Below are 14160 nucleotides of genomic sequence, written 5' to 3' on the forward strand. Positions count from 1 at the left end.
GTGTCCACCGCCCCCACCATCCCCGCCGTCCCCATGCCGCTCTCCCACTCCTTCGTACGTGTACGTGTACGTGACGGACCGGCCGGCCGCGTACGCCGCCGGCCACCGCCCCAGCCCCCGGAGCCCCCCGGAGCCCCCGCCCCCGGGCCCCCTCCCCGGAGCCGCCGCCCCCCGCGCGGCGGCTCCGGGTGCCTACCCGGCCCGGCGCCGTGACCGTCAGCCCTTGACGGCGGCGGCGTCCAGGTCCGCCAGCTCGGCCACCGGCATGTCGGCCAGGCCCAACTGCCGTGCCTTGCCGATCAGTTCGTCCAGCCGGCCCGACCCGGCCGGCATGAGCTTCATCAGCAGCGCGGACACGGTCATGTCCCGCACGTCGGCGGTGGACACCGACCCCAGCACCTTCGTCAGGTCCTCGGTGAAGGAGGCCGAGCCGTCCAGCCACGGCCCGGCGAGCGTCCGGGCGGTCTCCGAGGACTCCATGAAGCCGTCGACGCTCCTGCCGAGGGAGATCGCCCCGACGATCCGGTCGAAGAAGGCGGTCTCTCCGCCGACGATGTTGATGTCGGCGTTCTCCAGTCCGGTGGCGAGCACCGCGGCCTGGGCCTCGGCGACCTGCCGCTGTGCCTCGAGTCCGGCCATCCGGATGTCCTTCTCCGCCTCCAGGCGCAGCCGGTACTCCTCGTGGCTCCGGGACGCCTCGTCCAGCGCGGCCATCGCCGCCGCCTTCTCGGTGAGGCCCGCCGCCTCGGCACGCAGCCGGGCCTCGGTGGCCTCCGCCTCCGCGCGGCCGGTCCTCTCGATGGCGTCGGCCTCCTTCTCCCGTACCCGGACGGCCGCGAGGCCCTCGGCGGCGGCCTCGGCCTGGATGCCCTCGGCGAGGCGGGCCCTGGCCCGGGCGTCGAGGTCGGCGGCCTTGTTCCGCGCCTCGGCGAGCGTCAGCTCCTCGGCGGCGCGGTGGACGGCGGCCTGCTCGGCGGCCTCGGCGGCCTTGATGTCCTTGACCAGGCGCTCCTGCGCCGAGGCCTCGGCGGCGATGACGACGGCCTGACGGCTGCGCTCGGCCTCCTCGACGGCGCGGAGCCGCTTGATGGACTCCTCCTGCTCGGCGACCGTGCGGTCCACCGCGACCCGCTCCCGGATCACCTCGGCGATCTCGCGGCGCTCGGCCTCGACCTCCTTCTCGGCCGAGATACGGGTCAGCTCCGTCTCCCGGTCCCGTGCGATGACCTCCAGCAGCCGGTCCTTCTCGATCCGCTCGTTCTCGACGGCGATGACCCGCTCGCGGTTCTTCTGCGCGACGGCCACCTCGCGGGCCTGGTTCTCGCGCTGGACGCCCAGCTGCTCCTCCGTGCGCAGGAAGGCGCTCTGCGCGCGCAGCCGCTCCTCCTCGACGACGCGGGCGGTCTCGGCCTCCTCCTTGGCCCGTACGGTCTCGATCTCGCGCTTCTGCTTGATCTCGGCGTCGGCCTGGCGGCGCTCCAGCTCCAGGATGGCCTCCCGGGCGTCGACGTTCTGGCGGGTGATCTCCTTCTCCTCGGTGCGCCGGAACTCGTTGGTGCGCACGTGCTCGACGGCCGTCAGCTCGGTGATCTTCCGGATGCCCTGGGCGTCGAGGATGTTGGAGGCGTCGAGCTGGGCGAGCGGCGTCTGCTCCAGGTGGTCGATCGCCGCGTCCTCCAGGCTGTAGCCGTTCAGGTCGGTGCCGATGACCTGGATGATCCGGTCCCGGAACTCGTCGCGCTTGGTGTAGAGATCGGTGAAGTCCAGCTGCTTGCCGACCGTCTTGAGCGCCTCGGAGAACTTGGCGTTGAACAGCTCCTGCAGCGTGCCCTGGTCGCTGGCGCGGGCCGTGCCGATGGCCTGCGCGACCTTGATGACGTCCTCGACGGTCTTGTTGACGCGTACGAAGAACGAGATCCGGATGTCGGCGCGGATGTTGTCGCGGCAGATCAGGCCGTCCCGGCCGGTGCGGGAGATCTCGATGGTCTTCACCGAGATGTCCATGACCTCGGCCTTGTGCAGGACGGGAAGGACGACCTGTCCGGTGAAGGTGACGTCGACCTTCCGGGTTCTGGACACGATCAGCGCCTTGCCCTGCTCCACCTTGCGGAACAGCCGGCTGATCACGAACAGCAGGGCGACGGCGATGAGCAGGACGACGGCGACGAGCACGCCGACGCCCCAGGAGATGGCATCCATGAGGAGTCCCCGAATCGAAGGGTGAGGAGCGGAAGAGGGAGAGGGAGGGCCCGCGGGCCACCCGGAGGCAGGCCGCACGGACCAGCCGCGGATCAGCCGCGGATCAGCCGCCGATCAGCCCCGCGGGTCGAGCGCCGGGTCGAAGGCGGTGACCCAGAAGAACGCCCCGGCCTCGTCGTACGCGTACAGCAGTGCCGTACTGCCGAGCGCCAGCGGGCTGTCGTCGTTCCGGCGGACCTGGACGACCGCGGTGGAGCCGTCCCGCGCGGCGACCTCGGCCTGGCCGAATCCGGCGTCCACCCGCCCGGTGCGGATGGTGCACACCGACCCGACGAAGTCGTGCAGGGACGGCCCGGGTTCGTCGGGGAAGAGGGCGGCCAGCGGGCGGACGATCCGGCGGGTGAGCCACCAGGAGCCGAACAGCGCGACCGGCAGCAGGGCGGCGCCGAGCAGATGGACCGCTCCGGACGGCCAGCCCGTACGGGCGAGGAGCACGGAGCCGGTGAGGGCGGTGAACCAGGACAGGACGATCAGCAGCGAGGCCGACACCGCCACGGGCACCCCGCCCAGACCGAACGCGCCGGCGTCCACGTCCCCGTCGAAGCCGTCCGGCTCGGCCCCGCCGGCCAGCACCAGCAGCCAGAACCCGGCCACCACCACCAGGGCCGCCGAGAACAGCACGGTGGGAAACGCGGCGACGGCCTGCCAGAACTCCCCCATGGTGTGCGCCCCCTCGCGTCGTCGGCGCGCGCGTCGTGGGCGCGGCACGATGGTTTCCGGGTTACGGCACCATCCTTGGGTGCCTCCCCCGGCTTCCCTCACCCTGACAGGGGGGCGCGCCCGGGCGCATTGCCGTGTTCCGGCAGTCTTGACGCGTCCTTGATGCCGAGGGCCCGCGCCTGTCCGCCGCCCGGGGCCGGGGTTCAGCGCCCGGTGGCGTGGCCCGGCCGGGGCGGCTGGTGCGGCGGGGTGTGGGGGCCGGTGCGGCGCCCCAGGAGTTCGGCCAGGCCCCGGCGGGTGGCGGCCACCACCACGCGGTCGTCGGGCCGCAGGACGTACCCCGGGTGGAGGTCCCAGACGAGCCCGGTCGGCCGGCTCGGTCCGTCGGCGGGGTGCGGGGTGGCGAGGTCGGGCCGCCGGTCCGCGGGCGCCGTGGTGTCCAGGGCCAGCACCCGCCAGGCGCCGGGCCGGAACGCCTCCCCGATGGTGCGGCCCTCCAGCAGCGGGTGGCCCGCCACCGAGAGGGCGGCGAACACCAGCACCTTGCGCTCGACCGGTATGGCGCCCAGGATCTGACGGCCCATCATCGCCCCGGCGAAGGCGGGCGCGGCCAGGTGCGAGACGCTGCGGCTACGGGTGAGCGCGCCGGGGTGCGCGGCCCGCAGGGTGCGGTAGACGGCGGTGGCGAAGTCGTCGTCGTACAGCCGCAGCGCCACCCGCAGGTCCGCCTTGACCGTACGGGCGTAGAGGGCGGCCTCCAGGTTGGTGGTGTCCGAGCTGGTCAGCGCGAGCAGGGCGTGCGCCCGGTGGATCTTGGCCGCCTCCAGCACGCCCTCCTGGGTGACGTCACCGGTCACGGTCGGCACGCGCAGGCGCCGGGCGAGGGCCACGCCGCGCGCCTCCGGGTCCGCCTCGACGCAGACGACGGGGATGTCGAGTCCGCGCAGCTGTGCCAGCACCCGGGTGCCGATCTTGCCGAGCCCGAGCAGGACGACGTGCCCGGACAGGCCGCGCGGCGGGCGGCGCAGGGCGGACGCGCCGCGGAAGGCGCCCAGCGCCTCCAGCGCGCCCGCCACCAGCAGCGGCAGCAGGATCAGGCCCAGCAGCCCGGTCAGCAGCTGGAGCACCTGGCGTGGCGTGCTCTCGCCGACGGCGGGCTCGTTGATGGAGAACAGGTCGAGCAGCGTCACATAGGCGGCGTGCAGCGGATGGTCGCCGGTGACCACCCAGGAGACCACCGCCAGGGCGCAGACGGCCAGGGCGGTGGCGGCGACGGCCCAGCGCAGCCGGCGGGAGAACAGGTCGGAGAGCGGCAGGCCCCGGCCCGCGAGCCGTCCGGGCGCCTGTGCCGGGACGGTGTGGGTGACGGCCTCCAGGACGACCGTGCCCCGCCCGGCGGCGGCGGCCACCGTGCGCGGATCGGGGAGCAGTTGGGGGCCGGCCGTGCCGCTGCTGTCCGAACCCTCCTCGCCGGCCGGGTCGTTGACGGTCGCCGAGAGCAGCGCGAGGGTGCACAGGCCCGGGTCGGGGGCCTCCCCGCGGCCGGGCGGGGTGCGTTCCACGGCGCGCAGCAGCAGCCCGTCGGCGTGGACGACCTTGCTGGTGCCCGCGACCGCGGTGGCGGCCAGGGCGGGCGCGGCGGTGTCGGCGTCCGAGAGGACGGTGGTGGAGGCGTCGACGGCGGCGGGGTCCAGGTCCGGCAGGGCGACCCGGGCGGCCTGGTCGAGCAGCTCCTCCAGGTGCTGGCCGAGCTTGCGGTTGTAGAGCCGGATGACCAGCCGCAGGCCCGGGTTGAGGCGCCGGGCGGTGAGGGCGGCGCGGATGTTGGTCTCGTCGTCGTCGTACACCAGCGCCAGTGCGGCGGCCCGGGCCACGCCGGCCGCCTCCAGCACCGGCTCGGTGGGCTCCGCGGCCTCGGTCTCCTCCGGCAGCCGCTCGGGCGCGGGCGGTGCACCCGCCATCGCGGCGGAGACCCGCCCGAGCAGCGCCGAGGCCCGCCCCTGGCCGGGCACGGCCAGCCGGGGCCCGGCCGCGGGGCCGCCGCCGGGACGGACCAGGACGACCCGCTCCCGGTAGACGTCCCGGAGCTCCGTGGCCAGCCGGTGGGCGAGGGCGTCGTCACCGCAGACGATCATGTGTCCGGCGGGAGGGGCCGGGCGGGCGGCTGCGTGCGGGGGCGTGGAGGAGGACACGTGCGATCTTCACCGGGAAGCGCCGCGCTGTCCACAGCCCCGCGAGGGGCCCTCGCCCTGCGGCGTGACTTCGGTCACGCCACCGGCCGGCGCGGCACCACGGGAGCGGCACCGGCCGCAGCGGTACCGGCCGGGGCGGCACCGGCCGGGGCGGCACAACGAGAAACGGGCCCTCGCCTCGACTTTCGTCTCCGGCGAGAACCCGTTCATCGGTTTCTCTGGTGCGCGAGGGGGGAGTTGAACCCCCACGCCCTTTCGGGCACTGGAACCTGAATCCAGCGCGTCTGCCTATTCCGCCACCCGCGCATTGGGTGTTGCCGCTTGGGTTTCTCACCGGCTTCCGGTGCGTCCCCCTGGCGACATCTGAAGATTAGCACGTCGCCGGAGGTGGATTCACATCCGTTGTTTCGAGCTCCCCCTCGGCGAACAGAGAGGGGAGGGGCCCGGCGGGGTACGGGAAGGGAAGGGGAGCCGCCCCGGGCCACCGCCCCGGCGGGCCGTGCACCGTCCCCGCACGGGAGCGGCACGAACCCCCCCCCATGGAGAGGACCCACCGGTGGACAGGAGCCCGGACGGAAGACGGACAGAAGACGTACGGAGCGAGACGTACGGCACGAGACGTACGGAGCACGTCGTGCGGAACACGCACGGAACCGGGAACGGCCGCCCGCCGCACCCACTCCTGCAGGGTGTGACTCAGGTGCGGGACACTGTCCGGAGGGCGGCTCTACGATCCCTGTGAGAGGTGACACTCGTCCACAGGGCAGAGAAGGGGAACCAGCCGATTTCCCGACGCGTGGATACGATCAGTAAGCAGTACCAGGACGGCAACGACGGAGGAGGTGCCCCATGGGAGTCCTGAAGCGTTTCGAGCAGCGGCTCGAAGGTCTGGTCAACGGCACCTTCGCCAAGGTCTTCAAGTCCGAGGTCCAGCCCGTCGAGATCGCGGGCGCCCTCCAGCGCGAGTGCGACAACAACGCCTCGATCTGGAACCGCGACCGCACGGTCGTGCCCAACGACTTCATCGTGGAGCTGAGCGCGCCGGACTACGAGCGCCTCAGCCCCTACTCCGGCCAGCTCGGCGACGAGCTGGCGGGCCTGGTCCGCGACTACGCCAAGCAGCAGCGCTACACCTTCATGGGCCCGATCAAGGTCCACCTGGAGAAGGCGGACGACCTCGACACGGGTCTGTACCGGGTGCGCAGCAGGACGCTGGCGTCGAGTACGTCACAGTCACCGGGCCCGGCCGCGCACGGCGGCGCCGCCCCCGCGCAGGGCGCGCGCCCCGGCGGGTACGGGTACCCCCCGGCGGGCGCTCCCCCGATGCCGGCGGCCCCGCCGCCCGGGTCGGGCAGCCGCCCCGCCGGACGGCCCGCGGGCGCCCCCGGCCCCGCTCCCGGCGCCCAGGTGCGGCGCTGGATCGAGATCAACGGCACCCGCCACCAGATCTCCCGCCCGACCCTGGTGCTGGGCCGCAGCACCGAGGCCGACGTGCGGATCGACGACCCCGGCGTATCGCGCCGACACTGTGAGATCCGGACCGGAACGCCCTCGACGATCCAGGATCTCGGGTCCACCAACGGCATCGTGGTGGACGGGCAGCACACCACCCGCGCTACGCTCCGCGACGGCTCGCGGATCGTCGTGGGCAGTACCACCATCGTTTACCGGCAAGCCGAAGGGTGAAGCGGGGGCAATGTCAGAGCTGACCCTCACGGTCATGCGGTTGGGTTTCCTCGCCGTACTGTGGCTGTTCGTCATCGTGGCCGTCCAGGTCATCAGGAGCGACCTGTTCGGGACGCGCGTCACACAGCGCGGCTCGCGCCGTGAGGCGGCGCGCCCGCAGCAGGCCGCGCGCCAGCAGGCCGCTGCCCCGCCGCAGCAGCGCCAGCAGGGCGGCCGCCAGCGCCGCGGGGCGCCCACCAAGCTGGTCGTGTCCGAAGGCACCCTCACGGGCACCACGGTCGCCCTCCAGGGCCAGACGATCACCCTGGGCCGCGCGCACGACTCCACGATCGTCCTGGACGACGACTACGCGTCCAGCAGGCATGCCAGGATCTACCCGGACCGTGACGGCCAGTGGATCGTCGAGGATCTCGGGTCCACCAACGGCACGTATCTCGACCGGACCCGACTCACCACCCCGACCCCGATTCCGCTGGGCGCGCCGATCCGCATCGGCAAGACCGTCATCGAGCTGCGGAAGTAGTACGACAATGAGCGAGCGGAGCGAGCGAGCCGCAGCGGTGCCCACAGGTGACCGGCACAGGCTCCCGACCGGAGGGTGGGCAGTGTGGCTCGAGACCGGCTGTACCCGGAGGCGTCGGAGTCGACAGGGCAGGTGCGCATGAGTCTCTCCCTGCGTTTCGCCGCCGGGTCCCACAAGGGCATGATCCGCGAGGGCAACGAGGACTCCGGTTACGCCGGGCCGCGCCTGCTCGCGATCGCCGACGGCATGGGCGGCCAGGCCGCCGGTGAGGTCGCCTCCTCCGAGGTGATCTCCACGCTCGTCACGCTGGACGACGACGTGCCCGGCTCCGACATCCTCACCTCGCTCGGTACGGCGGTGCAGCGCGCCAACGACCAGCTGCGGGTGATGGTCGAGGAGGACCCCCAGCTGGAGGGCATGGGCACCACCCTGACCGCCCTGCTGTGGACGGGCCAGCGCCTCGGCCTGGTCCACGTCGGCGACTCCCGCGCGTACCTCCTGCGGGACGGCGTGCTGACCCAGATCACCCAGGACCACACCTGGGTGCAGCGCCTCGTCGACGAGGGCCGCATCACCGAGGAGGAGGCCACCACCCACCCGCAGCGCTCCTTGCTGATGCGCGCGCTGGGCAGTGGCGACCATGTCGAGCCCGACCTCTCCATCCGCGAGGTCCGCGCCGGCGACCGGTACCTGATCTGCTCGGACGGCCTGTCCGGCGTCGTCTCCCACCAGACGATGGAGGAGACCCTCGCCAGCTACCAGGGCCCCCAGGAGACCGTCCAGGACCTGATCCAGCTCGCCCTGCGCGGCGGCGGCCCCGACAACATCACGGTGATCGTCGCGGACGTCCTGGACGTGGACGGCGGCGACACCCTGGCCGGGCACCTCAGCGACACCCCGGTCGTGGTCGGCGCGGTCGCCGAGAACCAGACGCAGCTCAACGACGGCGGCGCCATGGAGACCCCGGCGGGCCGCGCCGCCGGCCTCGGCCGCCCGGCCCCGCAGCCGCCCGGCGGGGGCTTCGGCCCGCCCGGCAGCGGCGACGAGGTCGGCTACGGCGGCATGCCCCCGGAGGGGGGCTTCGGCGCGTACGCCGAAGGGGACTTCACCAAGCCGCGCGGCGGCGGCCGGAAGTGGCTGAAGAGATCGTTCTTCATCGTCCTCGCGCTGGCCGTGGTCGGCGGCGCGACGTACGGCGGCTACCGCTGGACGCAGACGCAGTACTACGTCGGCTCCAAGGACGACCACGTCGCCCTGTACCGCGGCATCAGCCAGGACCTGGCCTGGGTCTCGCTCTCCGAGGTCGAGAAGGACCACCCGGAGATCGAACTCAAGTACCTCCCCGACTACCAGCGCAAGCAGGTCGAGGAGACGATCGCCGGCGGCAGCCTCGGCAAGGCGCGGGACAAGATCGAGGAGCTGGCCACCCAGGCATCCGCCTGCAAGAAGCAGGAGCAGCGCCAGGCGGCGGCCGACCGGGCGCCCGCGGCGCCTCCCGGTGAGGGCCAGGCCGGCGGTACCACCGGCCTCCCGACCGCGCCCACGCCCAAGCCGTCCACCAGCACCGCAGCCACTCCGACTCCGGGCCCCACCCTCTCGGAGGAGGAGCAGAAGCTGGCCTCGAACTGCGGCAAGCAGTAAGCACCCGTAGGGGGGCCTTTCACCACCATGAGCGTTGTCACCAACACGACCACCATCGGCGCGATCGATCTGCCGAGCCGGCGCAACACCGAGCTCGCGCTGCTCGGCTTCGCCGTCGCCATCCCGGTCTTCGCGTACCTGAACGTGGGCCTCGCCCTGGACGGCAAGGTCCCGGCGGGCATGCTCGGCTACGGCATCGGGCTGGGCCTGCTGGCGGGGATCGCGCACCTGCTGGTGCGGAAGTTCGCCACGTACGCCGACCCGCTGCTGCTGCCGCTGGCGACGCTGCTCAACGGGCTGGGGCTGGTGCTGATCTGGCGGCTGGACCAGTCGCCGAGGGTCATCGAGAGGTCGATGAACCAGTTCGGCAGCTTCAGCCCGGACGCGCCCAAGCAGCTGATGTACTCGGCGATCGGTGTGGCGCTGTTCCTGCTGGTGCTGATGTTCCTGAAGGACCACCGCGTCCTCCAGCGCTACACGTACATCTCCATGGTGGTGGCGGTGGTCCTGCTGCTGCTGCCGCTGGTGCCCGGCCTCGGGTCGGACGTCTTCGGCGCCAAGATCTGGATCGCGGTCGGCCCGTTCTCCATCCAGCCCGGTGAGTTCGCCAAGATCGTGATCGCGGTCTTCTTCTCCGGCTACCTGATGGTGAAGCGGGACGCCCTCGCCCTGGCCAGCCGCCGCTTCATGGGCCTCTACCTGCCCCGCGGCCGTGACCTCGGCCCGATCCTCACGATCTGGGCCGTCAGCCTGCTCATCCTGGTCTTCGAGAACGACCTCGGTACCTCGCTGCTGTTCTTCGGCATGTTCGTGATCATGCTGTACGTGGCGACCGAGCGGACCAGCTGGATCATCATGGGTCTGCTGATGGCCGTGGCCGGTGCCGCGGTGGTCGGCTCGACCGCCAGCCACGTCAAGTCCAGGGTGGCCGCCTGGCTGGACCCCTTCGGGTGCCTGGAGACGGCCCCCGAGGGCTCCAACATGATCCAGGCCTGTGACCAGATGACCCAGGTGCTGATGTCGTTCGGCTCGGGCGGCACCCTCGGCACCGGGCTCGGGCAGGGCAACTCCGACCTCATCGGCTTCGCCGCCAACTCCGACTTCATCTTCGCCACCGTCGGCGAGGAGCTGGGCCTGGCCGGTGTCATGGCCTTCCTGCTGATGTACGGCCTGATCGTCGAGCGCGGCATCCGCACCGCCCTCGCCGCCCGGGACCCCTTCGGCAAGCTGCTGGCGATGGGCCTGTCCGGCGCTTTCGCCCTCCAGGTCTTCGTGGTCGCCGGCGGTGTGATGGGCCTCATTCCGCTGACCGGTATGACCATGCCGTTCCTCGCGTACGGCGGTTCGTCCGTGATCGCCAACTGGGCCCTGGTCGCCATCCTGCTGAGGATCAGCGACACCGCCCGCCGTCCCGCGCCGGCCCCCGCCCCGTCCCCCGACGCCGAGATGACCCAGGTGGTCCGACCGTGAACAAGCCCTTGCGCCATGTCGCGATCTTCTGCGGCCTGCTGGTGCTCGCCCTGCTCATCCGGGACAACTGGATCCAGTACGTCCGGGCCGGCGAGCTGAGCACCCACGAGAAGAACCGCCGCGTCACCGTCGAGCGGTACGCCAACGTCCGCGGCAACATCATCGTGGACGGCAAGCCGATCACCGGCTCGGTCGACTCCAAGGACCCGTACTACAAGTTCAAGCGCACCTACGTCGACGGGCCCATGTGGGCCCCGGTGACCGGGTACGCCTCCCAGGCGTTCGACGCCAGCCAGATCGAGAAGCTCGAGGACGGCATCCTCACCGGCAACGACGACCGGCTGTTCTTCGACCGCACCATGTCCATGTTCACCGGCGACAAGAAGAAGGGCGGCGACGTCGTCACCACCCTCAGCGGCGCCGCCCAGAAGGCCGCCTTCAAGGGCCTCGGGGACAAGAAGGGCGCCGTCGCCGCGATCGAGCCGGCCACCGGCAAGATCCTGGCGCTCGCGTCGACCCCGTCGTACGACCCGTCCTCCTTCGCCGGCTACCACAACAAGGACGCCAAGGCCTGGCAGGCGCTGGAGAAGGACAAGGACAAGCCGAAGCTGAACCGCGCGCTGCGCGAGATCTACCCGCCCGGCTCCACCTTCAAGGTGCTGACGGCCGCCGCGGCGCTGGAGAACGGCAAGGTCTCCGACATCAACGCGCCCACCGACACCCCCGACCCGTACCTGCTGCCGGACACCCGGCGCGAGATGGTCAACCACGCCTCCGGGTGCGAGAACGCCACGCTGAAGCACGCGATGGAGGTCTCCTGCAACTCCGTCTTCGCCAAGCTCGGCCATGAGGTCGGCCGCGACAAGATGGTGGAGATGGCGGAGAAGTTCGGCTTCAACAACGCCGAGATCGACACCCCGGTCCGCGCCGCCAAGTCGGTCTACGACCGGAACATGGACCGCCCGCAGAACGCGCTGTCCTCCATCGGCCAGTTCAACACCAACGCCACCCCGCTCCAGATGGCCATGGTGACCGCGGCGATCGCCAACGACGGCAAGCTGATGAAGCCGTACATGGTGGACGAGCTGCGCTCCCCCGACCTGGACATCCTGGAGAAGCACGAGCCGGAGGAGATGAGCCGGCCGATGTCGCCGAAGACCGCCCAGCTCGTCCAGGAGATGATGGAGGGCGTCGTCGAGAACGGCACCGGCTCCAAGGCGAAGATCGACGGCGTGACGGTCGGCGGCAAGACCGGTACGGCGCAGCACGGCGAGGAGAACAAGGCCCGCCCGTACGCCTGGTTCATCTCTTACGCCAAGACCGACAGCGGCTCCCCCGTCGCGGTGGCCGTCGTGGTCGAGGACTCCAACGCCACCCGGGACGACATCAGTGGTGGCGGGCTCGCCGGCCCCATCGCCCAGGACGTGATGGAGGCGGTACTCAAGAGCAAGAAGTGACGCGGGAGTGCCGCGGTCACGACTGAGTGCCGGTGTGTACCGGTCCCGTATCAGCCAGTGGTCGCGGTCCGATCGACTTCCCGTGGCCGGTAGCGTATGCGCGAACAGCACACCGCCGGACCACACGCGGGTGCGGTCGGGACTGACGGAGAGGGCTGGAACAGTTATGGAAGAGCCGCGTCGCCTCGGCGGCCGGTACGAGCTGGGCTCGGTGCTCGGCCGCGGTGGCATGGCGGAGGTCTACCTCGCCCACGACACCCGGCTCGGCCGCACCGTCGCCGTGAAGACGCTGCGGGCCGACCTCGCCCGTGACCCGTCCTTCCAGGCCCGGTTCCGCCGTGAGGCCCAGTCGGCCGCCTCGCTCAACCACCCGGCGATCGTCGCGGTCTACGACACCGGCGAGGACTACGTCGACAACATCTCCATCCCGTACATCGTGATGGAGTACGTGGACGGGTCCACCCTGCGTGAGCTTCTTCACTCCGGCCGGAAGCTGCTCCCCGAGCGCACGCTGGAGATGACGGTCGGCATCCTCCAGGCCCTGGAGTACTCGCACCGGGCCGGGATCGTCCACCGCGACATCAAGCCCGCGAACGTCATGCTGACCCGCACCGGCCAGGTCAAGGTCATGGACTTCGGCATCGCCCGCGCCATGGGCGACGCCGGGATGACCATGACGCAGACGGCCGCCGTGATCGGCACTGCCCAGTACCTCTCCCCGGAGCAGGCCAAGGGCGAGCAGGTCGACGCCCGCTCCGACCTGTACTCCACCGGCTGCCTGCTGTACGAGCTGCTGACCGTCCGCCCGCCGTTCGTGGGCGACTCGCCCGTGGCGGTGGCGTACCAGCATGTCCGCGAGGAGCCGCAGCCGCCCAGCAACTTCGACCCCGAGATCACGCCCGAGATGGACGCCATTGTCCTGAAGGCGCTGGTCAAGGACCCCGACTACCGCTACCAGTCGGCCGACGAGATGCGCGCCGACATCGAGGCGTGCCTCGACGGCCAGCCGGTCGCCGCGACGGCGGCGATGGGCGCGGCCGGTTTCGGCGGGTACGGCCCCGACGACCAGGCGACCACGGCGATGCGCCCGGCCGACCCGGCGGGTCAGACGTCGATGCTGCCGCCGGTGAACCCGGACGACGGCGGCTTCGGCTACGACGACCGCCCGGACCGCCGGCGCCAGCGGAAGTCGAACATCTCCACGATCCTGCTGATCCTGGCGGGCATCCTGGTGCTGGTCGGGGCGATCCTGATCGGCAAGTCGGTCTTCGGCGGCGGCGGGGGCGGCTCGGACGAGATCACCGTGCCCAAGCTGGTCGGCAAGCCGTACCCGGAGGCGGAGCGGACGGCGACCGACGCCGGGCTGAAGATCGCCCGGAACGGCACCGACGCCTGCGGCCAGCCCAAGGGCTCGATCTGCAGCCAGACCCCGGCGTCCGGCACCGTGCAGGAGGGCGAGACCATCTCGGTCGTCGTCTCCGAGGGTGCCGCGAAGATCGAGGTGCCGGACGTCACGGAGAAGTCCGAGGAGACTGCCCGCAAGAACCTCGAGGACAAGGGCTTCGAGGTCAAGGTCGCCTACGAGGAGTCCGACAAGCAGCCGGGCGAGGTGCTGAGCCAGGACCCCTCGGGCGGCTCCCGGGCGGAGAAGGGCAGCGAGGTCACCATCACGGTGTCCAAGCAGGGCGAGCGGAACGTGCCGCCGGTCACCGGCCAGCAGTTCGACGCCGCCAAGAACCAGCTGGAGACGCTCGGCTTCACGGTCAAGCGGCAGGACGTGGACTCCGACCAGCCGGCCAACACGGTGGTGAAGCAGAGCCCCGAGGGCAACTCCTCGGCCCCCAAGGGCAGTGAGGTCACCCTGGAGGTCTCGAAGGGCCCCCAGCAGCAGCAGGTCCCGGTGCCCGAGGTCCGGCCGCAGCCGCTGGGCCAGGCCAAGCAGACGCTGGCCGCCGCCGGCTTCACCAATGTCCAGGTCGCCCCGAACTGCCCGGCCGACGACAACGCCCTCGTGGCCGCCAGCGACCCGCAGGTCGGCACGCCGGTGGACCCGGCGACCACCACGGTGACGCTGACCACCCTGGGCTGCCAGGGCGGCAACCAGGGGGGCAACCAGAACGGCGGGAACCAGAACGGCGGCAACGGCGACAACGGTGACGACGGCGGCTTCTTCGGCGGCCCGGCCGGGATCACCTTCCGCGAGCGCGGCTGATCCGCACCCGTCACAGGGAGTACGACAGAGCCCCGGCACCTTCCGCGAGGAGGGTGCCGG

9 protein-coding genes and 1 tRNA gene are annotated in these 14160 nt (G+C 71.7%); 6 read left to right on the forward strand and 4 right to left on the reverse strand.

Translation table 11 applies throughout. The annotated features are described in order from the left end of the window. Window positions 1-216 precede the first annotated feature (216 nt). From ACF08D_RS22020 to ACF08D_RS22035, 4 genes are all read right to left on the reverse strand, one after another. A complete protein-coding gene (locus tag ACF08D_RS22020; protein ID WP_392224436.1) occupies window positions 217-2199 on the reverse strand; it encodes an SPFH domain-containing protein in 1983 nt (660 codons plus the stop codon). A gap of 114 nt (window positions 2200-2313) precedes the next feature. Then, complete coding sequence (locus tag ACF08D_RS22025; protein ID WP_392224437.1) at window positions 2314-2919, reverse strand: hypothetical protein; 606 nt, start codon at window positions 2917-2919, stop codon at window positions 2314-2316. Window positions 2920-3122: 203 nt separating this feature from the next. Beyond that, window positions 3123-5054: an NAD-binding protein gene (locus tag ACF08D_RS22030; protein WP_392224738.1), complete on the reverse strand. Its 1932-nt coding sequence runs from the start codon at window positions 5052-5054 to the stop codon at window positions 3123-3125. Window positions 5055-5330: 276 nt separating this feature from the next. Beyond that, window positions 5331-5417, reverse strand: a tRNA-Leu gene (locus tag ACF08D_RS22035). A gap of 543 nt (window positions 5418-5960) precedes the next feature. On the opposite strand from ACF08D_RS22035, the gene ACF08D_RS22040 reads away from it, so the two are divergent. From ACF08D_RS22040 to pknB, 6 genes are all read left to right on the forward strand, one after another. Then, window positions 5961-6797, forward strand: coding sequence for an FhaA domain-containing protein (locus tag ACF08D_RS22040; RefSeq protein WP_392224438.1), 837 nt, complete (start codon window positions 5961-5963; stop codon window positions 6795-6797). Window positions 6798-6807: 10 nt separating this feature from the next. Next, window positions 6808-7320, forward strand: a complete 513-nt coding sequence (locus ACF08D_RS22045; protein ID WP_392224439.1) for an FHA domain-containing protein — start codon at window positions 6808-6810, stop codon at window positions 7318-7320. 138 nt (window positions 7321-7458) lie between these two features. Further along, entirely contained in the window at window positions 7459-8961 is a 1503-nt protein-coding gene (locus ACF08D_RS22050; RefSeq protein WP_392224440.1) for a Stp1/IreP family PP2C-type Ser/Thr phosphatase, read from the forward strand. A gap of 27 nt (window positions 8962-8988) precedes the next feature. Next, complete coding sequence (locus ACF08D_RS22055) at window positions 8989-10431, forward strand: FtsW/RodA/SpoVE family cell cycle protein (RefSeq protein WP_392224441.1); 1443 nt, start codon at window positions 8989-8991, stop codon at window positions 10429-10431. Then, window positions 10428-11888 carry a peptidoglycan D,D-transpeptidase FtsI family protein gene (locus ACF08D_RS22060; protein ID WP_392224442.1) on the forward strand — a complete coding sequence of 487 codons (1461 nt, stop codon included), beginning with the start codon at window positions 10428-10430 and terminating at the stop codon, window positions 11886-11888. The genes ACF08D_RS22055 and ACF08D_RS22060 overlap by 4 nt, the downstream gene beginning before the upstream one ends. Before the next feature lie 166 nt (window positions 11889-12054). Further along, window positions 12055-14100 (forward strand): Stk1 family PASTA domain-containing Ser/Thr kinase, encoded by a 2046-nt coding sequence (pknB, locus tag ACF08D_RS22065; protein ID WP_392224443.1) that lies wholly within the window; start codon window positions 12055-12057, stop codon window positions 14098-14100. Window positions 14101-14160: the final 60 nt, after the last annotated feature.

Source organism: Streptomyces sp. NPDC015131 (assembly GCF_043079975.1).
In the GTDB taxonomy this organism is placed as follows: Bacteria; Actinomycetota; Actinomycetes; order Streptomycetales; family Streptomycetaceae; genus Streptomyces.